This window comes from Bacillus sp. JJ1533 (assembly GCF_036965045.1).
Classification (GTDB): Bacteria; Bacillota; Bacilli; order Bacillales; family Bacillaceae_L; genus Ferdinandcohnia.
The window spans coordinates 66,440-89,020 of sequence record NZ_JBALOV010000025.1; the positions used below are offsets into that span (position 1 = coordinate 66,440).

Annotated in this window: 15 protein-coding genes; 4 read left to right on the forward strand and 11 right to left on the reverse strand. The window is 39.8% G+C overall.

Annotation, left to right across the window (positions count from 1 at the left end):
- Positions 1-52: 52 nt before the first annotated feature.
- The gene (locus tag V7138_RS12385) at positions 53-1,780 is read right to left on the reverse strand and encodes an ABC transporter substrate-binding protein (RefSeq protein ID WP_335397714.1); all 1,728 of its coding nucleotides are present in this window, start codon (positions 1,778-1,780) and stop codon (positions 53-55) included.
- 105 nt (positions 1,781-1,885) lie between these two features.
- On the opposite strand from V7138_RS12385, the gene V7138_RS12390 reads away from it, so the two are divergent.
- A complete protein-coding gene (locus tag V7138_RS12390; RefSeq protein WP_335397717.1) occupies positions 1,886-3,115 on the forward strand; it encodes an MFS transporter in 1,230 nt (409 codons plus the stop codon).
- Positions 3,116-3,199: 84 nt separating this feature from the next.
- Here V7138_RS12390 and V7138_RS12395 read toward each other — a convergent pair whose 3' ends face one another.
- Complete coding sequence (locus tag V7138_RS12395) at positions 3,200-4,657, reverse strand: hypothetical protein (protein WP_335397720.1); 1,458 nt, start codon at positions 4,655-4,657, stop codon at positions 3,200-3,202.
- Entirely contained in the window at positions 4,623-5,174 is a 552-nt protein-coding gene (locus V7138_RS12400) for an RNA polymerase sigma factor (protein ID WP_335397723.1), read from the reverse strand. Before V7138_RS12400 ends, V7138_RS12395 begins: the two co-directional genes overlap by 35 nt.
- 318 nt (positions 5,175-5,492) lie before the next feature.
- On the opposite strand from V7138_RS12400, the gene V7138_RS12405 reads away from it, so the two are divergent.
- Complete coding sequence (locus V7138_RS12405; RefSeq protein WP_335397726.1) at positions 5,493-6,374, forward strand: dimethylarginine dimethylaminohydrolase family protein; 882 nt, start codon at positions 5,493-5,495, stop codon at positions 6,372-6,374.
- Positions 6,375-6,471: 97 nt separating this feature from the next.
- Here the strand turns inward: V7138_RS12405 and V7138_RS12410 are convergent, their stop codons facing one another.
- Positions 6,472-7,665, reverse strand: a complete 1,194-nt coding sequence (locus tag V7138_RS12410) for a PDZ domain-containing protein (protein ID WP_335397728.1) — start codon at positions 7,663-7,665, stop codon at positions 6,472-6,474.
- Between the two features lie 364 nt (positions 7,666-8,029).
- A complete protein-coding gene (locus tag V7138_RS12415) occupies positions 8,030-9,475 on the reverse strand; it encodes a S41 family peptidase (protein WP_335397731.1) in 1,446 nt (481 codons plus the stop codon).
- Between the two features lie 368 nt (positions 9,476-9,843).
- Between V7138_RS12415 and V7138_RS12420 the strand changes: the two genes are divergently transcribed.
- The gene (locus tag V7138_RS12420; protein ID WP_335397735.1) at positions 9,844-10,275 is read left to right on the forward strand and encodes a GNAT family N-acetyltransferase; all 432 of its coding nucleotides are present in this window, start codon (positions 9,844-9,846) and stop codon (positions 10,273-10,275) included.
- Between the two features lie 83 nt (positions 10,276-10,358).
- On the opposite strand, the gene V7138_RS12425 is transcribed toward V7138_RS12420, so the two are convergent.
- Positions 10,359-11,981: a catalase gene (locus V7138_RS12425; RefSeq protein ID WP_335397738.1), complete on the reverse strand. Its 1,623-nt coding sequence runs from the start codon at positions 11,979-11,981 to the stop codon at positions 10,359-10,361.
- Between the two features lie 350 nt (positions 11,982-12,331).
- Here V7138_RS12425 and katA point away from each other — a divergent pair, with 350 nt between their 5' ends.
- Complete coding sequence (gene katA / locus V7138_RS12430) at positions 12,332-13,792, forward strand: catalase KatA (RefSeq protein ID WP_335397742.1); 1,461 nt, start codon at positions 12,332-12,334, stop codon at positions 13,790-13,792.
- A gap of 297 nt (positions 13,793-14,089) precedes the next feature.
- Here katA and ftsX read toward each other — a convergent pair whose 3' ends face one another.
- The 5 genes from ftsX to V7138_RS12455 form a co-directional block, all read right to left on the reverse strand.
- A complete protein-coding gene (gene ftsX / locus V7138_RS12435; protein WP_335397745.1) occupies positions 14,090-14,983 on the reverse strand; it encodes a permease-like cell division protein FtsX in 894 nt (297 codons plus the stop codon).
- Positions 14,973-15,659 (reverse strand): cell division ATP-binding protein FtsE, encoded by a 687-nt coding sequence (gene ftsE / locus V7138_RS12440; RefSeq protein ID WP_335397748.1) that lies wholly within the window; start codon positions 15,657-15,659, stop codon positions 14,973-14,975. Before ftsE ends, ftsX begins: the two co-directional genes overlap by 11 nt.
- A 456-nt stretch (positions 15,660-16,115) precedes the next feature.
- Entirely contained in the window at positions 16,116-16,457 is a 342-nt protein-coding gene (gene cccB, locus V7138_RS12445; RefSeq protein ID WP_335397751.1) for a cytochrome c551, read from the reverse strand.
- A gap of 55 nt (positions 16,458-16,512) precedes the next feature.
- Positions 16,513-17,379, reverse strand: coding sequence for a YitT family protein (locus V7138_RS12450; protein WP_335397754.1), 867 nt, complete (start codon positions 17,377-17,379; stop codon positions 16,513-16,515).
- 207 nt (positions 17,380-17,586) lie between these two features.
- Complete coding sequence (locus tag V7138_RS12455; RefSeq protein ID WP_335397757.1) at positions 17,587-22,311, reverse strand: lamin tail domain-containing protein; 4,725 nt, start codon at positions 22,309-22,311, stop codon at positions 17,587-17,589.
- Positions 22,312-22,581: the final 270 nt, after the last annotated feature.

Sequence of the window (22,581 nt, forward strand, 5' to 3'; positions counted from 1 at the left end):
ACAAAAAACGAGAGATTGGAATCTCTCGTTCGTTTTAGCTATTTCATTAGGGTTAGCTTGGAATCCATAACTTTGTATAGTCGATATGTCCAAAGGAATGCGATTCAACATCTCTTATGTTAGAGTCTAAATTTCTAGTTATAATAGGATGATATAAAAAAAACATCGCAAGCTCGGATTGTAGGTAGTGTTCGACTTCATCCATTATTTGTGTCCTCTTTACACTATCAACTTCAAGCTCAAATAATCTTATTTTTCTATGTACAAAAGCCTCAACCTTCTTTGAAAACAGCCTATTAAACAGCAATGATTTATTCATAAAAGCATATGAGAATGCAAGGTGTTTATCAAAAGAAAGTGACAAACCTATGATTAAAATATCAATCTCTTCCTCAATTCCCTCTTTTAAAACGTCTGGGTATGAAGCTGGATAGACATTCATATGAACACCATATTTATTTGCTTCCTTTTTTAACCACTCTCCTTCTCTACGGGCGCGTTCGTGATCAAAGCAATAGAGATTTAGAATTTCTCCTCCATAGCCAGATAATTGAATGAGTGTATGAATATCATTTGATGACTTTGATATTGATTTTGAACGTTCTATATCAAGGCTGCTTGCCTCAACCAAATCTATTTCTAAGTCCTTTGCCATTTTTTGTACGTCAAATATATGGAATATGGCTTCTCTGAAGGTTTGCTGTTGGATAATATTCTTGCGATTTAGGTTAAAAGATAATAGTTGCACTCCGGAATTCGTAATCTTATGCCTGGTTGGTTTTATCTGAGACATATCTTCCTCACTTGAAAGATAAAGCATTTTTACAGCTTCATTCGATACATGGTAGAACTGAATCTCGTCTATTAATGGACGTTCTTTGAAATAGAAATCGTTCGCTTGTAATACCAATTTTTTATTTGTTCTTTCCTTTACAATGAATGGACCCGTACCACTCCACTCTGATTCATCAAATTCAACATTGCTTGGTAAGATACAAAATATTGGTGCAGAAAGATAACGTAAAAGAAACGGATTAGGCTCATCAAGATGGAATTCCACCTTATATGGGTGAGGACACTCCACCTTTTGTATATTTCTAACAAGCCACGAATAAGAGGGAGGAGCGTTCTTAAATCGATTAATCATGTAAGCTACGTCAGTGCTCGTAACATAGTCATGGTTATGGAAAAATACACCCTTCCTTAAATAGAACGTCCAAACTTTGCCTGAGGTGTCAACATCAAAATTGTGGGCAATATGCGGTATAAAACAATCGTTCTCGTTGTTGTATCGAATGAGTGTGTCTCCTAAATACTCTAAAAGATGTGTTTCTAACGCAAAGGAAACGCGTAATGGATCCAGCGACTTGATGTCTCTCGCCTTAAATGCATACAATACATCCTTTAACTCTGTTTGATCGTGTTTAATTCCCAACAAACCCCTAATTTCATTTGAGAATTTCACAACCCAAGACTTTGGAATTGGAAGACGGAGAATTTCGGCGATTTTTTCAAGTTCGCGCTTTTTTAGACAACCATTTATGAAGGTCTCTATCTCTTCTTGAAAAGAAGTAAAATAGGTTACTTTCGATACATTTCCTCTTCCTTTACCAGGTTGATAGGTTATAAGTTGTTTATCCTCTAATTGCCGGATAATACGTTTTGTATTTTTTCTAGAACAACACCAAATTGCATCAACATCTTCAAGTTTAAATTCATAGTTCCTTCCTTTTTTAAAATGCTCTAAATGTGACCGTAATAGGAAATAACGTTCCTCCATCCTTCAACCTCCTAAAAGGGGACTTTTTTATCCTAATATTACCCTTTTTCCCCCTTTTTAGAAAGTTCATAATAGTTATAAGTGAATATGGAAAGGATGAATTCTATGTTTAAACATTCAATCTGGAGGGAACAAAATGCAATTCTTTATTTCTCTGGAACTGCATTATCAAAATTAGGAGATAAATTTTACATTATTGCAATCCCTTGGCTCATCTATGAATTAACTCAATCGGCTGCAAGTATGGGAATGATGTTTCTTTTTCAAACATTGCCCTTTATTCTTGTGTCTCCAATCGCCGGAGTCCTTGCTGATCGTTTCCCACGAAAAACATTACTCTTTGCATGTGCTCTTCTTCAGGGCTTATTGGTGGCTATCATACCAATTTTAAGCATTTTACAAGTGTTACAGATTTGGCATATTTATTTTCTGGGCTTCTTTATTGCAAGTTTTGGAGCAGTATTCTCTGTAGTGAACGCAACGGTAGTCCCACAACTGTTCAAGAAAGAAAGCTTAATAAAAGTCAATACAACTCTTCAGTTTATTGATACTTCTTCAGTTCTGCTTGGTAGTATGTTAGCAGGAATCTTAATATCAAAAATAAATGTATACAATGTTCTTTTCTTAGATGCGTTCTCATTTTTCCCAATTGCAGTTTCTATATTATTTTTGACGTTTTTATCAAAGGAAGCTCCTTCGAAGGTTACATCAAATTCATGGCAACAGCTCCGTGAAGGGGCTAACTTCTTGTTAAAGCACTCCATTTTAGGACCCTTCACCCTACTTGTATTAATTGCAAATGTAGCCAATGGAGCACTAATTAGTATGCTAATCTATTTTTCTCGTGAAAAATTATTGTTAACCTCTGAGGAAATTGGATGGGTTTATGCAGGAGCAGCAGTTACACAAATAATCGCTATCGCAATCGTTAATTATCAAGGAAACAAAGGTAACCATATTCGTCTAATGTTAAATAATATCGTAATCAGTGGACTGGGCATTATCACAGTCTCCATCAGCTGGAATTGGCAAACCTTATTACTTGCTGTCGCCATCCAAAGTGCACCTGTAATTATGTTCAATGTGTTATTTAAAACAATGCGTCAAAGACTTGTTCCCTCCTATATTTTTGGTAGGGTAAACGGAATTATCTCAATGCTGGGGATGGGGGCACTACCATTGGCTGGGTTTCTAACGGGGATTATTGCTGAAGCTATAGATATCCGGTTCATCTTCTTTACTCTTGGATTCATTTCCTTCCTCGTACCTTTACGATTTACTAAGCTAACAAAATTGAATGTGGAGGAAGAGGAGAGGAAAGTCACTGTCCTATAAGACAACTAGTAAAATAAGGCTGCATATTAAGTACAAATGCAGCCTAGCTTAGAGAAGTAAATTTAATTCTTTCTAGCAATTTGTTTATTGTGGGTCTTGCCTTTTCCAAGGTTCTTCAATACTTTCTAACCAATGAACCCATGCGCTAAAACTACCATCAAATTGAAAATAGATTTGTTGTATTTCTGGGAATTTCTCAAAAGTTGCTGCGTGCAGTGCCTTAAAGAGGTCTTGTGCTTCAGCACTTGCTGGACTTCCCGCCATGAAATCCTTAAAATCGATCACAACTGTTCCATGTTCATCGATGGCTACTCCATTCAATGAATCTTCGTTTCCGTATTGGATTTCGTCATTTTTAAAAAGTTTACGCATCTCCTCCTCTAATTCCGGAAAAGGCTTTCCAAACGTTTGATAATCAAAGCTAATATTGACTTTTTCTACCTGCTCCTCGATAAAGCTTTCATACTCTTTTCCCAAGGTTAGTTCATATAGAGCTACGTGTTCGTTTTCAGGAATAAGAAGATAGATTTTATTTCGATCTGTTTTAATATAATTCTCCATCCGTTGAGGTTTATCAATAAAGTTTTCCCCTGGAATACGAACACCTCCGAGCGTAGTCCCCTGCTTATTTAGCCCAAATACATGCGTCTCTGAAATAGGAGTATTTACAGGTGGAGTAACGGTCTGCATGTAAATAATTTGTTCATCCGTCACCTTTTGTAAAGCCAAATTCCCATGTCCTAAATCTGAGAACAACGAAAGCTCAGTCTGCTTTCCTTCATCATTGAGTACTAATTTACTTTCCTTACGATTTACTACCTTAAAATGAAAAGGCAGATTCTCTTCCTCTATGAAACTCATTGCTTTTAAGCTCGCAAATTTTTCTTGATTTTGACTAACTACAATTTCATTATTATCAAATTCATATAATGAGTCTGGGAAAAATAAATCTAGTTGTGATAGATCATAAATATGTGTAAGTTCGCCATTGACTTTGTATTGATACACAATCTCTTCCCCTGAATTTAAAATGTAAATATCCCCATCCTTTGTGACCAATATATCTTCAAGAACACCGACCATATTTTGCTTTTTTCGGATAGGAAATGAAGTTGTTTTTCCATCACGATCCCGAATCAGCACCTGAAACTTCACTTCATCTAAGAGGTATAAGGTTCCATTCTGAATATCAAAACTACTTACCGGGTTCATACCGTAAGCGGCATTTGGACCGATTTCACCATCTTCATTTCCATACTCGATCGTATCGACCAATTGAATGCGTGAGTTCTCCTCAATCACAAATGCTTTGGTTTTTTCTTTTTCAACTAGAGAAGAAATAAGTAACGGTAGGATTAGAATGACAGCTATCGCCGCGAACATAGGAATTACCCGTACTCTTGTATTTTTCTTTGTTTCTTCCAACAGGATTCGATCATGTAATTCATTTACAAAACCTTGACTAGGTACTAAGTCTGGCCTTTCTTTAATTGGAAGAAGAAGCTGTTTAGCCTCTTGAGTTAGAGATTCGGTCTTTTTCATCTTCATTCACCCCTTCCAATACTTGTAGTTCCTTCTTCAAAACCTTTACAGCCCGATAAAAGTCAACTCGTACCTTTAATTCGGTACATTCCAATATTTCGGCTGTTTCCCTTATTGTCATTTCCTCTATTCCACGTAAAATGAGTAAACTTCGATAATGAGGCTTTATTCTAAGTAGAGCATTTTGAATTTCTTGCCATTGCTCCTTGATAAGAAGATGATCATCCAAGGAAACCTTTTTTTCTTGGTTTGTCATTTTTTCTAGTAGTTCAGGTAATATCGACTTCCGCTTCGTTTTTCGCAAATGATCGATTGCCGTGTGCCGCGCGATTGAAAGTAACCAATACTTTGCACGAGCACGATCCCTCAGCGTATGACTATTTCGTATTGCTTTTATGAACGTTTCCTGTGTAATATCTTCTGCATCTTGTTTGTTACTGGAAAAATATAAAGAAAAACGATATATATCTAAATGAAATTCTCTATATAAGCTTTCAATATCCAACCCGTTACTCAATTAAATCCCCCCTTCATTAACAAGTCGGGTTTCGTTACATTTTGTTTCAAACTCTCCGAATATTTAATGTTATTTCTTCATTTTAGTGTGGTAATCCTGCTTCAGGAAAACTTCTTACGTTAAAGGGACTATCCTTTTTCTATGTTGGCTTCAATAAACTAAATATGTAATGTATGACCCAATATGAAAGGCAGTACACATAAAAGTTTGTACTGCCTTTTTTGAAGTTTGTTCTCAAAAGTCCTTTCTAATTAGAATTTAAAAACATATTCCTCCCATTTCCTGTAGACAATATCATTATTAAAAGGAGGATTCCCAATGGCAATAGAGCAAATAAATGAACCTTATAAAATTAGTTGTTATAGTGAATACGATGTGTTAAAAAAAGTAATCCTTTGCCAACCGCAATATATGACAATCCGTGATGTCATTAATGAAACACAAAAACATTATAAAGATGAAGGAATCAATATCGAGAAAGCTCTTGAACAGCATGACCATTTTGTAAAGACATTGCGTAAACATAAAATTGAAGTCATTTTACTGCCTTATCATAAAAAATATCCTGAGCAAGTGTTTACGAGGGACATCGGATTTACCCTTGGGGAAACGGTATTTGTTGCTGATATGGCTAGCGAAATTCGAGGTGGCGAAGAAAATGTTCTAAAAGTCTGGCTCGAGGATGAAGAAATCTCCTACTATAATATCATTGGTCATCAAATTGAAGGTGGAGATGTGATAATCGACCAAGACCGGGTCTATATTGGATTGAGCAATCGAACGAACCAAGAAGCGATTGATCACTTAAAAAATCTATTAAATAAGCAATTCGAAATTATTACGATTGATTTTGAAAAGAAATATTTGCATTTGGACTGTGTATTTAATATTGTTTCGCCGGATCTTGCATTAATTTATCCTCCTGCATTAAATCCGGAGAATATTGAATTACTTAAATCTAAATATGAATTGATTGAGGTTACGGACGAAGAGGAGTTTACACTTGGTACGAATGTATTATCTATCGGAGATAAAAAAATCATCAGTTTGCATGTAAATCAAAAGGTAAATGAAGAACTTAAGAAGCGCGGCTTTGAAATTATCGAGGTTGATATTACAGAACTTATAAAATCCGGAGGTTCCTTCCGCTGCTGTACTTTGCCGATTGAAAGAAAAAAGAATCCGAATGTAATTTCTTAAGAAGTCATTTACAGATATAAATAAAAATAGAGAAGTTTTAGCTTCTCTATTTTTCGATTCATCTTCATTTAGTCCAGCGAATTATAAAAATTTATATCTATACCGCCCTATGCTTCCATCTCTTTCCTTCATTCACGAAAAGGATGCCAAGTTCATGATGCTCGCCTTCGTATAAGGCGCGTTGCACGTATCTGACCTCACCGTTGATGTCTAACACATCGAGCTTACATAATGCGCGATTTTTTTGAAGCGACATGTAAAACTCTTGTACTGTACTAACTTGAGTCCCATTAACCTTTGAAATCGTCTCGCCAATTTTAATTTGCATTTTTTCAGCAGGCGAGTGTGGAATAATCCCGAGAACGAGTACACCTTGGTTTCGTTGTGAAAAAATCGGTGGTTTTGATTCGTCCATAAAATAGTGCAGCAGGTAAATGAGCTCACGTCCTGCTAATGCAAAACATGCAGAGATGATCGCAATTACTGGATACCAAATGCTTGCGACTGCTAGGGTTGTAACGATGATTCCAAGCAGGATTACCCGTTTACCTACAACTGGAATGCTTTGAGTCGGAAGCATGCTTTTTACTTTATGGTAAAAACCGATTCCGAATGGTACTAAAATCAATGAGTAAGCTTGTCCGGACACCGTGAAGACTGGCCACCAGTCATATTGTGTGGTAAGAGTTTCTCCTGGTATTAGTAAAAACACAGGTGCAAGCCACAGTCTTTGCGAAATATGGACACCGACAGGAAGTCCCCGTTTACTTTTTAATAGGTCAGGTGAAGTGCCGATATGACCTTTTTTCTGAATCAGAATTCCTTCTGCCAGTAAAAGGACACCTAGTAAGATTGCAATTGATGCAAGGCTAGTGTTGCTCATATCCTCTAGCAATCTTGTAATAAATTTATTTTCAACTGATAGATTTGAAAGTAGTATAATTCCGAAAAAGGAGACTCCTAAAATGTACGCAGGAGAAAGTAACCTTGTATTAATCGGCAAACTGAGTAACAATGTAACGATTGCGATTAACACGATACTGCCGAACGGAATCACTACTCCAGCTGCGATGGTTACGACGGAAATGAGTAGTCCCGCGAGCCAGCCACCTGGAAGAAGTGATCTTAGGTCGAAAAATCCGTCTTCAACTCTTATATGAAAGGCGCGACGCTCACGTTTGACGCGGAAATAGCCAAGGAGCACGCAGTAACCCGCTAAATAGTAAAACAATGGATGCAGAAAAAATCGTCCAATTCCTTTTGCAAATTCAAGTAACCATGCCTCAATCAATCTTTTCACCACCTATGGAAATGACTTAATATGTAAAAACTTTCGTTCGATATACTAACTTTTATTGTACCAAATACTTGGAGTAAAGTGAAACTCAATAAGTGGGGGAAAAAGAAATCCCCCACTGATTGTTAGTTGAACCAATCAGGCTTTTACGGACAGTACCCCCCCAACTAAGTGGTGGGGGTTACTGCCCGTTAATGCGGGGTAAAGCATACTATGATTTTTTTGGAAATGAGGTCTGGAGGATTTGGAGTCAAATTTGGATTTGTCCGATTTCCCTAAATTAGTTTAGGTTGTCTGAGTTCTAGATTTTCACATTAACAAAGAACACCTCTCCTTCGCGGAGAGGTGCATCTAGGTTTTATTTAAACAGTACTTCCATCGCCTTTTTGAGCTGTTGGTCGTTCTTTTCGTCTCTAATGGATTCGATGACTTTTGCTTCGATGGCGCCTGCTGTTTTTTCATTGATCGTACCTGTTGCTTCTAATTCATTTGCTTGTTGGAAGGCTTTGACTGCAATTACGGTTTCTCCACTGAAGTAGCCGTCCTCACGACCTGGGTCAAATCCTAATCCATTCAGCATGATTTGGGCATTTTTGATTTTTTCATTGTTCATGTTTTGTGTAAGTTCTTTTTCAAACTGAATTGGATTCGCGTAGAAGTATTCAGGTTGCTTTACTTCCACGGTTGGTTCGATTCCTTTTTCGTGAATCCAATTTCCGTCCGGGGTTAACCATTTGAACATCGTTAACTTCAAATTGCTTCCGTCGCCCATGTCTCTTGCTTGTTGAACAGTTCCCTTACCAAATGTTTTTTCACCAACAATCTCGTAGCCACCTGCTTCTTTTAACGCGCCAGCTAAAATCTCGGACGCCGATGCACTACCTCCATTTGTTAATACAACAATAGGATAGTCCTTTTGTTTTTCAAGAGTGGAGAAGAAACGTTGCTTTTCCCCGTTTCTATTTTCAATTTGAACATATGGCTTATCCTTTGTAACAAGCTGTTTTAAGATCTCCTCGACACTCTCGAGAAGTCCACCTGGATTTCCACGAACATCGATGATTAGGCCTTCCATGCCTTTCTCCTCAAGCTCATTAAGGCCAACAACAAAATCCTCTGCTGTATCCTGTGCGAATGATGTAATTTCAATATAGCCTAACTTTTTGTTGTCGTATTCTTTTAAGTCTGTATACACCGTCTCAATCGGAATGGTGTCACGCGTTACTTTGATGTCCATTACGTTTGTTACACCCGGTCTCATAACTTGCAGTGTAACAACGGTCCCTTTTTCACCGCGGATTTTTAAAACGGCTTCGTAAAGATCAAGGCCCTCGATACTTTCCCCATCAATTTTGATGATCTGGTCATTTGGCTTTAAACCTGCTTTTTCAGCTGGGGAATCCTTGAATGGAGCAACAATGGTCACCTTGCCTTCCATCATGCTTACCTCTGCGCCAATCCCTTCAAAGGATGATTCCAATGATTCATTGAATTGTGCAGCGGTTTCTTCATCCATATATGCAGAATATGGGTCATTCAGCGTGCTAACCATCCCCTGAATGGCTCCCTCAATTAATTGTTTTTCGTCAACCTTCTCAACATAGCTTGATAAAATCGCGTCGTACGCTTGACTGATTTTTGATAAATTTTTAGCGTCTTCTTTTGTAGTACCTTCTTTGTTCTGGCTTGGCTGCTGAACGAGTGGTTGTTCATTTTGATCGAGCAACTGGACCACTAAAAACGTAACACTCACCCCTAATAGTAAGGATAGTACCATGTATAATGCGACAATTTTACGACTCAACTGTGTTCCTCCTCATCTCTAAATACAAATGCATACCTTAATTTTTGTAGCTTTAATGTTCTTATTCATCTCTTCGCTCATATAGGATAGTCAAAAAGTCATGGTTTGGACTTGGGCCTGGCCTTTTTGACTACCTGGTTAGAGTTGCATGAAAAGGCACCACACATGCGTTAGTGCGATGCCTTTGTATAAAAATATGTAATGCTTGTACCCTTTATGACAAAAAGAGGTTCGCACCTCGGTGTGCAATTGGTAAAAATTTCGCTTCTTTTCCATTATAAAAGTTTTTTTAGAATGAAGTAAAGAAAAATGTAGTAACTGGTGGATTTCCGCAGTATGATAAAGGAAATATTTTTTGAGGAGTGACAATGTTGGCATATGAAATCCATGAGTTGAAGACGGTTGATGAGTGGAAAAGGGCATTTCCGGTTATGAAGCAACTTCGGACACATTTAGCGCTCGAAGAATTTTTAGCATTAGTGACTGAGATGCAGCCTCAAGGCTATCGCTTGTTTGCATTACTTGATGAGGGAAAGGTTAGGGCGGTTACAGGCGTCGCTCAACAACTAAATCTGTACTATGGCAATCATGTTTATGTATATGATTTGGTTACAGATGAGGCCGGGCGCTCGAAAGGCTACGGTGAAGCACTTCTTTCCTATGTACACGAACTTGCCCGGGAGTTGGGCTGCGGCAAGGTGGCATTGACGTCTGGACTGCAGCGTGTCGATGCCCATCGTTTTTATGAGAAAAAAATGGGGTATGAGCGAAAGAGTTTTGCGTTTGTGAAGGAGCTGTAAAAGTGGATCTGGGCATTTTTTAGCCTAAAAACTGTTTTTTAAAAAAAGCATCGGTCCTGCCCGATGACCGATGCTAAAACTTGTTAATATCCGTCTGTTTTTTGTCCCATGTTTTTCGATTTCTCGACTGCCTCGTTGGCTGCAGCAGAGCTTGTGTCGGTCGTGTCCATTGCGCTGGCCAGCCCTTCTCTAACACGTCGGCCATAATCCTCGTCGGCATTTGTGAAGTACTCAAGCATTTTGTTCTGGATTTCTGGACGGCACACTTTTAAGTTATCTACTAAATTGCTGATAAGCTCTTCCCTCTCGGCATCGGAAAAGCTGCGATATGTCTCACCCGCTTGTCCAAAATCATTCGGACGATCAATTTTTTCACGTACTAGTCTATCGTTATAGTGAGGTTTGTGAAGCTTGCCCTCCTGCTTCGCTTCCTTCAAGCCCCCAATTGTTGATGGCTCATAGTTAACATGAGGATTACCACTTGGCGGTACATCAACATGATAGGACATTTGACCTCCACGTTGGTTGGTTGCAACCCGCTTTTTCGGTGCATTAATTGGCAATTGCAAATAATTCGTTCCCACACGATGCCGTTGCGTGTCTGAATAGGAGAACGTTCTCCCCTGAAGCATTTTATCATCGGAAAAATCCAATCCATCCACAAGGACACCTGTTCCAAATGCCGCTTGCTCGACTTCATTGAAATAATTCTCAGGGTTCTTGTTTAACACCATTTTACCGACCTTTAAAAATGGGAACTTATCTGTTGGCCACAGCTTAGTATCATCAAGTGGGTCAAAATCAAGCTCTGGATGGTAATCGTCACTCATGATTTGCACGCAAAACTCCCACTCTGGATAATCGCCGCGCTCAATTGCTTCATATAGATCTTGGGTTGAATGGCTTACATTGGTCGCTTGGATTTCATTTGCTTCCTTTTGTGTTAAGTTTTTGATCCCTTGCTTAAGCGGCTCCCAGTGATACTTCACTAATACCGCCTCGCCATCCTTATTCACCCATTTATATGTATTTACGCCTGATCCCTGCATTTGTCGATAGTTTGCCGGGATTCCCCATGGCGAGAAAAGAAAAGTAATCATATGTGTCGCTTCAGGCGTTTTCGATAAAAAGTCAAACATTCTTTCAGGGCTGGATAGATTGGAGACCGGGTCTGGCTTAAACGCATGAATCATATCGGGAAACTTCATCGCATCACGGATGAAAAAGATTTTTAAATTATTGCCGACTAAATCCCAGTTCCCATCCTCTGTATAAAATTTGACTGCAAAACCCCGTGGATCTCGAGCCGTCTCAGGTGATTCCATTGCACCTGCCACCGTAGAAAAACGCACAAAAACCGGAGTCTTTTTACCTGCCTCTTGGAATAGTTTGGCACGAGTATATTTGGAAACCGGCTCGTCACCAACCTTACCATACGCTTCAAAATACCCGTGGGCACCTGCTCCCCTTGCATGCACGACCCGCTCTGGTACTCGTTCACGGTCAAAATGGGAGATTTTTTCAATAAAATCGTAATTTTCTAAGGTGGAAGGTCCGCGATTCCCTACTGTTCGGATATTTTGATTATCTGTTACCGGGTGACCCTGCCTATTTGTTAACGAATCACTAGATTCCCCGGTGCCTAACCGTTCATCATATGGACCGCCCACTCCTTCCACACTTGGATGATGCTTTTTGTCCTCCATTTTATATTTCCTCCTAAATTGAGATTTCAATGTAATTATTTCCAACTACTATTTTTCCTATGTAACTGAAAAACCAATGATATGGAAGAAACGTTTTGCATTCTCAAAGAAACAATCAAATGAGTCCTAATTGAAAATTAATAGAGTAGAGAAAATTAGCACGGACTAGTAAATCGGTTTATTTTTCGCAGCAGATTATTGTGATTACACGTATGTTTAGCGCTGTTTTAAGCCCTAAATCTAAAAATCTTTTTATCTAGATTATAATAATTATAAAAAAGTATTGATTTTTTATTTGTAGATGTTATTATAATAAATGTATTCAAAAATACTACCAAGAGGTGATCTAATTGACGAACAATAAACTTACGACAAGTTGGGGAGCTCCAGTTGGAGATAACCAAAACTCAATCACAGCTGGTTCAAGAGGACCTGTATTAATCCAGGACGTGCACCTCCTAGAAAAATTAGCACATTTTAATAGAGAACGTATTCCTGAACGTGTTGTTCACGCGAAAGGTAGCGGAGCGCACGGTTATTTTGAAGTCACAAATGATGTATCAAAATATACAAAAGCAAAACTATTTAATGGAGTTGGCAATCGTACACCTCTATTCATCCGTTTCTCAACGGTTGCTGGGGAAAGTGGATCTGCTGATACATTACGTGATCCACGCGGCTTTTCGGTTAAATTTTATACAGAGGAAGGTAACTATGACATCGTTGGAAACAATACACCGATTTTCTTTATCCGCGATGCGATTAAGTTCCCTGATTTCATCCATACACAAAAGCGTCATCCACAAACACACTTAAAAAATCCAACAGCTGTATGGGATTTCTGGGCACATTCACCTGAATCCTTGCACCAAGTAACTTGGTTAATGGGGGACCGTGGGATTCCTGCAACATGGCGTCACATGCATGGATACGGAAGCCATACATTTAAGTGGACAAATACTGATGGCGAAGGCGTTTGGATTAAATACCACTTCCGTACAGAGCAAGGTGTGAAGTGCTTAACGAATGAGGTTGCAACAAAACTTGCTGGGGAAAATCCAGATTATCATACGGAAGATCTTTTCAATGCTATTGAAAAAGGAGACTTCCCTGAATGGAAGCTTTACGTGCAAATCATGCCATTGGAGGATGCGAATACATACCGTTTCGATCCATTTGATGTCACGAAAGTATGGTCTCAAAAGGACTATCCGCTCATTGAAGTGGGCCGCATGGTCTTAAACCGCAATCCTGAAAACTATTTTGCAGAAGTTGAACAAGCGACATTCTCACCTGGAACATTGGTGCCTGGCGTTGATGTTTCACCAGACAAAATGCTTCAAGGTCGTCTGTTTGCATATCATGATGCACATCGTTACCGCGTTGGGGCAAACCACCAATCGTTACCAATCAACCGAGCAAGAGTTGATGTAAACAACTATCAACGTGATGGTCAAATGCGTTTTGACGGCAATGGTGGTAGTTCTGTATATTACGAGCCTAATAGCTTTAGCGGTCCAAAAGAAGTAGCAGAAGCGAAGCAGCATGCATTCCCAGTAGAAGGAATTGCCGATAGTGTAGCCTACGATCAAGACGATCACTACACACAAGCTGGAGACCTTTATCGCTTAATGAGCGAGGAAGAACGCACTCGTCTTGTTGAGACAATTGTGGCATCCATGAAGCCAGTCGAATTAGAAGAAATCAAGCTTCGTCAAATCAGCCACTTCTACAAGGCAGACCCTGAATACGGAACACGTATCGCTGAAGGCCTTGGACTAGAAGTACCTGGTGAAGTTTTAGCATTTTAAGTTTCATTAATTTTATTCTCACATATAATTAGGTATCCGCCAATCGGATACCTATTCTTTTAAATTTGAATAGAAGGTGAAGTTTAGATGCCAAAGCAAATTTGTCCAATATGTAAAACCGAAATTAAAATACTCAAGCACAGCACAAGCTGCAAATGTGGGATGAAAATGAAGAAAACAAAAACCTCTCTTGCGGGATAGGCCAGGGCTTGTCCTTACCGAATTTCACAGGTACTTAAAACTCCCCCTATTTATGTCTACACGTAAAAAAGCACACCCATGTAGGTGTGCTTTTTCTTATACTTTCAAGAACTTTCGAACAGACATTAAACTTCCCCATACTCCGATAAATGCACCAATTAGCAGCAATAACGCTGTTACTTGGAATGCAAATGGATTAAACGGCAGGAGTTCTAGGAATGTTCCACTCAACTGTGGTTGAATCAAGTCATATAGGAAATTATAGAATCCAAGAATAATCCCAATTGGAATAAGTGAACCAAGAATCCCCAAGAACAAGCCCTCTAGGAAAAATGGCCAGCGAATAAACGCATTCGTTGCTCCAACTAGCTTCATAATCTCGATTTCTCTTTGTCTCGCAAATATTGTAATTTTAATTGTATTTGAAATTAGGAACATAGCGGTGAAAAGAAGGCCAATGATAAGCCCGATTCCAATATTACGGGAAACACCGACGGAGCTGAAAATCTTTTCAACCTTTCCTTTTCCGTAATTTACGTTGTGGACATAGTCCATTTTTTCAACTTGCTCTGCGACCTTCATAATGTCCTGAGGTTTCTTCGTTTCCACAACAAACACATCATGAAGAGGATTACTTTGCTCATATAACGCAAACACTTTTCCATCCTCACCAAAGCTGTCGATCATTTTATTAAGCTCTTCATCCTTCGAGGAGAATGTCACTTCGGCAACTTCAGGTATTTTGACTATTTCTGTTTTCAAGGCATTCTGTTGTTCCTTCGTTGACGTTAAGTCCATGTGTACACTGATACGAACGTCTCTTTCAAGAGAAGTCGCCATGCTGTTTAAGTTCATCATGATGACTAAAAATACACCTACAAGGAGTAGAGTTACGGTCACAGCGCTGACAGATGCAAATGTCATCCAGCCATTTCGCCCAAGGTTTTTTGAACTTTCTCGAAAATGACGGCGGAGTGTATTAAGCTTCATAGCCGTAGTCACCCCTTACTTCATCGCGCGCAATTTTTCCACTTTCAATGGCGATTACACGCTTTTTAACGGTATTCACAATTTCACGGTTGTGCGTAGCCATGATAATGGTCGTGCCGCGGAAATTAATTTCTTCAAATATATTCATGATTTCCCATGACGTTTCAGGGTCAAGGTTACCCGTAGGCTCGTCCGCAATAAGAGCACCTGGAGAGTTTACGATTGAGCGTGCAATTGACACACGCTGCTGCTCCCCACCGGATAGCTCATCTGGTAAGAATCGTGCTTTATGCTTGAGTCGAACAAGGTCGAGCACGTCCATTACACGCTTCTTAATATTCTTCGGGTTTTCCTCGATTACCTCAAGTGCGAATGCTACATTTTCGTATACAGTTAGACGCGGTAATAATTTGAAGTCCTGGAACACGACTCCGATATTTCTTCGTAAAATAGGAACCTTTTTTTCCTTTAATTTTGCAAGATCAATTCCGTTTATGATGATTGAACCCTTTGTTGGCTTCTCTTCGCGGTACATCATCTTAATAAAAGTCGACTTTCCCGCTCCACTTGGGCCAACGACATACACGAATTCACCTTGTTCGATTTTTACATTTATTCCATTAACGGCCATAACGCCGTTTGGATACTTTTTATAAACATCCTTCATTTCTATCATTACGAATCACCTATCATCGTTTTTTTATCCAATCCCACCGGCTTTAAGGCTCCCACCGGATTAGTGGGAGTTTAGTAATCTATCAAATGAAAATAGAAGCGCCCATGCCCTTTTAGACATACTTGCGCCCCTAGACTATGCAACTAGAAATTATAAGATAAAATGAACTAGATTTCATTACTTTTTTCATTATAACATCATTATTCGTCAAAAAACGACTAAAAATATTACATTTTTATTTCATGGCAGTTAAGGTTGCGATGGGGACAGGGTTCTCGTGATGGTGTGTAAATAATGGAATTGGGGGAGGTGGTTGGTTCTGAATTTGGTAGTACCTGTGGATTGGAGGTCCATAGACTCCAGAATATACGACCTTACTTGATGAGATTTAAAGAAGAATATCAGCCCATATTAAAAACCTTCCGGTTCATCCGGAAGGCCGACATACTTATTACATTATTTTTTCTCTGCTAACCATGCAGCAACTGCGTCTTTTTCTTCACCTTTAATGATTCCACCAGGCATTGAGCCTTGGCCATTTTCGATGATTCCCGCAATTTCGTCTTGGCTGTACTTAGATCCAACTTTAGAAAGGTCAGGTCCAGCTCCGCCAGCTAAATCTTGTCCGTGACATGACGCACAGTTTTGTTGTGCGATTTCTTCAGCATTTACGGCAGTAGCTCCACCGTTATCGCCTGCTGGCTCATTTGCTGCATTGTCGTCGTCCCCACCGCCACATGCTGCCAGAGCGAATACAAGCGTAGTTCCTAAAAGAAATCCAAATAGCTTACGTTTCACAGAATTTACCCCCTGTAATAAATTTTTCCATTATACAACTTTTATTATACCCCTTTTACGCTCTTTTAAAACCCTCTCCTAATACCTCTGCAGCGTCCATAACGACGACAAATGCAGATGTATCAATACTTTGAACCACTTGTTTCAATTTTGTGAACTCTTTCTGATCGACCACACACATGAGCATCGGGCGCTCATTATCAGTGTAGCCCCCATATCCAGAGAGCTTAGTTACCCCTCTATCAAGTTTGTCAAAAATCTCCTGTCTCACTTCATCTTGATGGTTGGTAATAATGAGAGCCATTTTTGAATTACCTAGACCTACCTGTACCAAATCAATTGTTTTGCTTGTCACGAAAAGGCCAATCAGTGCATAGAGCCCACTCTCAATATCGAACACGATTGCAGCTGCAATAACAATCAAACCATCGATAAAAGCGACACATTTTCCAAGGGAGATTCCTGAAAACTTATGAACAATTTGAGCGGCAAGGTCTGTCCCACCTGTTGACGCATTTCCTCGGAATGTGATGCCTAATCCCAAACCGACTCCTATACCGCCGAATAATGCACCTAGCAATGGGTCAAGTGTTGCGGGTTCCAGATTTCTTGAAAGGTAAACAACAAATGGCAGAAAAAGAGTGCCAATTAACGTCCGGGCACCATAGACCTTTCCAAGAAAAATGACTCCTGCAATGAATAAAGGGATATTAAAAGCCCATTGAACATAGGCCGCTTCCCATCCGAAAAGGGAGTTCAGGATCGTACTAATCCCACTTACACCGCCGGATGCTACCTTGTTTGGCAACAAAAACATATTAAAAGAAAGAGCCACAGTGGCCGAACCAAGTAGTATGTATATGTATTCCTTTACCTGTTGAAGGATTGGATGTACCTCGTGCTGACGCTTTCTCTGATTCATGAAAATACCTCCATATAAGATCATGGCACTTTAAAGCCTATGGCAGTATATCACGGCTTCAAAAGTAAGTAAACGCCAGCAAAATAACGTGGTAAAGCGACAAAATATACATCTACAGGAATAGTTTGTAACGATAGATGAATAATTATTACAAAAGGAGTTTGCAAGCGAAAAAAGAGGCATCTCGGACTCCTTTTTCATACTGTCCTATTTACGAAATGTCCAAATATCTGAAACGGTTCTGCCTGTGTATTTGTCCTCAACTATTGCGTACCATGAGTAAGTTCGGCCTTTTTCTAGCCCTTTCCAAACAGTCTCAGCAATTTTTCCACTTTTCGCTTTGTCAGTTCCGATGACATGATCGGTGTAGACATTTACCGAGAAATAATCAGTTGCGACTCGTTTTGTAACTGGTGCTAAATCCATTTCAATCACAAATTCATCTTTTTCAGGATAAGCATCTGTGTTGTAAAAATTGTAATCGTCCAGATAAGGTGAGTACGTATTTACCACAATGCGGTTGTTATCTTGATCAAAATGCAGCAGTCTCATGTAGCCTTGACCACCCTCAGGTCCTGCCTGATAATCAGCAAGCATTTGAGTCACAGTACGGTCAGGTGTACCATCCCCGTCATCATCAATCTGATCTGCCAGCGTTTGTGCCTCATGGTAATGACCACTCAACACCATAAATACATTTTTATTCGGAACAACAATTTCGTTAAAAAGCTTGTCACCAAGTGGGTGCCTCGTGCCTGTCGCAAGCAAGTATTCGTGGAAGTTTAAAATTGCTTTGCGATCTGGATGAGCGGCAAGTACATCATTTACCCACTGAATGCCCTCGTCCGTCACAGCCCAGCCAAGGTACACCATAATATAATCATTGCCACCGGCTGAAATTAAATCATAATGACCACGATTGTTTAGGTAAGAACCCCCATAATACGGCTTATTTTTAAATCGTTCTTCCCCAAAATACTTATAGAACTGAGAATAATCATTGCTCACCTGGTCCACATCATGGTTTCCGGCGAGAACTCCGTATGGAATGTTGTTATCATCAAGGGTCCTCATCGCTTTATCTGCGTTCTTCCATTGATACTCCTGGTTTGATTTATTCACTAAATCACCTGTATGGAACACATATTTAATCTTGAGCTTCTCCTTCATTTCGGCAATCCACTGTGTTTGTCGGTCAAAAATATACGGATAGCTCTCTGAGTAAAATTGTGTATCTGACATCCAGACAAAAGTATAGTCATATTCATCTGGCGAGCTTGGAATTTCATCTTGGATAATTACATTTATTTTTGACTGACGTACAAAGTCGCCCACCCCTACATCTCCGGCTAGTTCAAAATCCTCTTTACCCGCTACCTTATAATCAATTAATGTCCATTTTTCCGTACTGTGGTTCCAGGCGTACATCGAAACCTTTCTGCCTTCAAGGGAATTTCCTTTCCATAACAGCTCAACTCGGTCTTTGTCATCAAGCGACGCATCCACTGTGACTTCAAAGCGATGATAAGGGAATTGTGTATCCGAGTCAGATACCAAATACTTGCCATCTGCTTTTGAAACAAGGGAATTATCCTCTGACGTAAACGCAGTTTCCCCTTCAGGGATCATTTCTTGTGGCGGCTCAAAGTCACCTGCATTTTTAAAGCCTTTCACACTTGAGTTCACATCGTATTGATGCGCCTCATAAAATGTGACATCTAACTGATCCTTCGTTGGATCCTTCACCTTAACCTGTAAAACTGGGTCGCCATCTACTTGAGCATTTATTTTAGGTGAGACAAGCTCAGGCATCATTGGATTTTCATCGGCAACTTCAAAATGAAAAACTTCTTCTTTTTGGTTTCCTACTTTGTCATTTGCAATAACCTTGAGCTCATGTTTACCAGCCTCAAGCTTTGAAGACGCTGTCTCAAAAGGAACTTGAATTTCCTTACCATCTAAAGTAACTAATACTTCTCCAACCCCAGAAAGCTTATCCTTCACATCAACATCAATCGTAAAAGCGCCCTTGTATGCTTTCTTTTTCAGATTCGTTTTAATATCAGGTGCTGTGTTATCGACTAACACCTCTGCGCTGATTTCTTCATCTGTATCCTGAACGAGGACCTTGTGTTTCTTGTCTTTAATAGCGGTCGTATCCCATTTATAGGTTAGGGAGTGTGCTTCCTTTTCGGTAATCGTAAACGTAAAATCAACGAATGGATTGTTATCGTTCATTTTCAAAACACGAGCTGGGTCGCTGTAGTTTGGGTCCTTGATTACCGTTCCATCGGCAAGTACTAAGCGGACATTTCGTAAATCATAGTCATCTCGATTTTCTGCGGACCCAAGATCAAATGGTGATGCTTTGTTACCAGAACGAACGGTTATCGTTGTGTCGCCTACTGGAAGTCGCTCAGGCTCAATTGGAATGCTGAATGTTTTCCACTGTGTAAGCCAATCTTGATCCATGACGTATAGAACTTCTTCGCCCATCGTGACGGCGTTTTGGAAATACGTATTGAGGCCATTTACCTCAAACGCAAAATAGGCCGTATGTTCAAGGGACGGATAAATCCCTTCCGTTATCTCTTTACCATCGATCAATAGCTTCATTTTATCTGAAGAATCAACTGCAGAAGTAGCCTTGATGATTTTTTCCCCTCGTATCATTTCGCCATTATTTAGATTGAGTCGCAGGCTTGAGTCGTCAAGATCATTTGTAATGGTGACGCGATAGCTCTCACTTTTCACTTCATTCTTCCCATCAGATACGACGAAGTAATAATCCACATACTTATGTCCGATTAAATCAGGTGAATAGACCGTGTGATGATAAAGAAGATCATCGTAATTCTCTTGTAAAATCGCTTCGCTATATTTATCCTGCTGGTCAATTTTATAGAACAAACGGACAGATTTAACATCCTTGTCGTCAGTTACGTTTGCCACAATATTGATATTGTCCTTCTGGTTCACCTCGGTCGTTTTCGTTAGGTTTTCAATCGTTGGTGGGACCGTATCTTCTTCCATTTGAACAGGCTGACTTGGAACTTGGAAGCCTTCAACTCGACCTGGAGTCGCATCCAATATACCCACTTTTTTTGAAATCGTGGATTTATCGGTTGGATAGAGATAGACAATTCCTTTATTAGCAAAGGTGTCATCGACGTTTGGCTCATCATTATAATAAGCGACTGATATCTCTTTATGTGTGTTCGTTCCAATGACGAGTCCTCGCATGCTGCCGTTTGCCATACCATCACTGTATATGCGAACAATATTTTCATTTTCAACTAAATTAGAGCCATAGTTTGCGTTAAAATCAGCTACAGTTTGCCCACCGTTTTGGGTATTGATAATCCAAAAGACTAGCGTTTCCCCTGCAGGAATTACAACATCCTCGGGGACTGACGGCCAGACAACATCTGTTCCAGGATCTGTTCCGTATCTGTAGTACATTTTATAATCTTTAAAATGAATGGCCTCACTGCTGTTATTGTAGATTTCGATAAATTCATAGCCATCAGCGGTTCCTACATTCGTTGAATCAGGGACTATCTCTGTGACAAGCAAATGAGGGATTTGTGTAAAATCAACCTCTGGCTGCACGACCTGAATCGTAAATTCATCGGTTTTTTCCGTATTTACACCGTCACTGGCTTCAAGATAATAGGTGATTCCATCATACACATGGAAACTCGGAATTTCTGCTATATAGGTTTGCTCGTTTGGACTCATTGGCAACGCCGTGAATTCAGCCGAGTCACCGATTTTATAAAAAAGAGTCACACTTGGAATGGCGAGATTATCTGTTACGTTTGCCTCGACTTGAATTGGCGTCAGAGGCTTGCTGCTAGTGATTGGTGTATGTGTAATCACAGGTGCTTCTATGTCCTCAGGTGCATCCGGTAAATTCACCGGAGTTTCCGGAACCTGTGTTTGTTGGATTTCACCTGGAGTTGGCTGTGCTAGCACTTGGTGTTTCGCCATTTCTGTGCCTGTTTCCGGATATTTATATTCGACAACTGCTCCTGTATTATCGGTTTCCCCCGCTAAATAGCTAGCTGAAATGATTTCAGTTCCTTGGTGATTTTTGATGACGATTGCACGATTGCCGCCGTTTGCAAAGCCAGGAAATACATCTGTGAATTGGATTACCTTTTCCTCTGGTAATGCAGTACCAAAATTCTCGTTAAAATCAGCTAGTGTTCGATTACCGTTATTGAACCAAAAAACAAGGGTTTCCTGTGGTTCAATGGTTGTAGCGGGGATTTGAAATAGCAAGTCTTTCCCTGTATCGGTATAGCGATATGTAAACGTGTAATTTGTTAGGGTTTGCGGTTGATTGGTGTTGTTGTAAAGCTCAAAATACTCGTAATAGTCGGTTCCAGCACCCTTTGAGTTTGGTGAAATTTCAGTAATGAGAAGGTGTGGAAGCTGGTCTGTGTTACCATCTGTTGGTTGAGTTGATTCACCACTTGGTGCTTGCGGTGTTCCCTCCTCGATTGTTGTTCCGTCTTGGGTTGGTTGTTCTGCTTCAGATGGTGGTTCTTCTTCAGTTGGATGTACCCCTTCTGTTGTTGTTCCTTTTTGTGTTTGTGGTACCTCTTCAGTCGCTGATTCATCTGAAGTTTCAATTTGTTCCTCAGTTTCCGGGTCTGTCTCGGTTGTTTGATTATGTTGAGTTTCAGGAGGCTGTTCCTGGGTATCAGGTTCCGCCTTGTTTGGTTCTTGTGGAGGCGATTTTTCACCAAGATCCTCCGTTTGTTGGTTCGGTGACTCCGGTGTTGAATAAGGCGACTGGCCCCCCTCCGCAAATACCATCCTCGGTCCAGTCGCAAGACTTATATTGGACAGTAAAATGGTGAGGGTGAAAATGACAATCAACCCTTTTCTCAGCTTGTTTCTCACTCGTTTCCCTAAAATCATTCTTGTGTTCCTCCCGCAAATTTTTATCCTTCAATGTAAATCTTATCTGTATACTGTTAATAGCTTGTAAACTTACGGTAAAAATTATAATAAAATTGGAAGGAATAGGAATTAAGACTCACAATGGCGATTATAGAGATAGTCTATATTTACTATTCGTGTTTTAAAAAACAGGCACCCGCCATATAAGCGGATGCCTGTTGCCCACACGATGTGGGTTACAAAGTCGTTGCCACAGGACGTGGCGATCTTAGTCTTTGATCTTATGCT

Excerpts from the sequence above, each read along its gene's own strand:
- V7138_RS12385 (WP_335397714.1), bottom strand. The coding sequence starts at position 1,780 with ATGGAGGAACGTTATTTCCTATTACGGTCACATTTAGAGCATTTTAAA.
- V7138_RS12390 (WP_335397717.1), top strand. The coding sequence starts at position 1,886 with ATGTTTAAACATTCAATCTGGAGGGAACAAAATGCAATTCTTTATTTC.
- V7138_RS12395 (WP_335397720.1), bottom strand. The coding sequence starts at position 4,657 with ATGAAAAAGACCGAATCTCTAACTCAAGAGGCTAAACAGCTTCTTCTT.
- V7138_RS12405 (WP_335397726.1), top strand. The coding sequence starts at position 5,493 with ATGGCAATAGAGCAAATAAATGAACCTTATAAAATTAGTTGTTATAGT.
- V7138_RS12420 (WP_335397735.1), top strand. The coding sequence starts at position 9,844 with ATGTTGGCATATGAAATCCATGAGTTGAAGACGGTTGATGAGTGGAAA.
- V7138_RS12425 (WP_335397738.1), bottom strand. The coding sequence starts at position 11,981 with ATGGAGGACAAAAAGCATCATCCAAGTGTGGAAGGAGTGGGCGGTCCA.
- ftsX (WP_335397745.1), bottom strand. The coding sequence starts at position 14,983 with ATGAAGCTTAATACACTCCGCCGTCATTTTCGAGAAAGTTCAAAAAAC.
- ftsE (WP_335397748.1), bottom strand. The coding sequence starts at position 15,659 with ATGATAGAAATGAAGGATGTTTATAAAAAGTATCCAAACGGCGTTATG.
- V7138_RS12450 (WP_335397754.1), bottom strand. The coding sequence starts at position 17,379 with ATGAATCAGAGAAAGCGTCAGCACGAGGTACATCCAATCCTTCAACAG.
- V7138_RS12455 (WP_335397757.1), bottom strand. The coding sequence starts at position 22,311 with ATGATTTTAGGGAAACGAGTGAGAAACAAGCTGAGAAAAGGGTTGATT.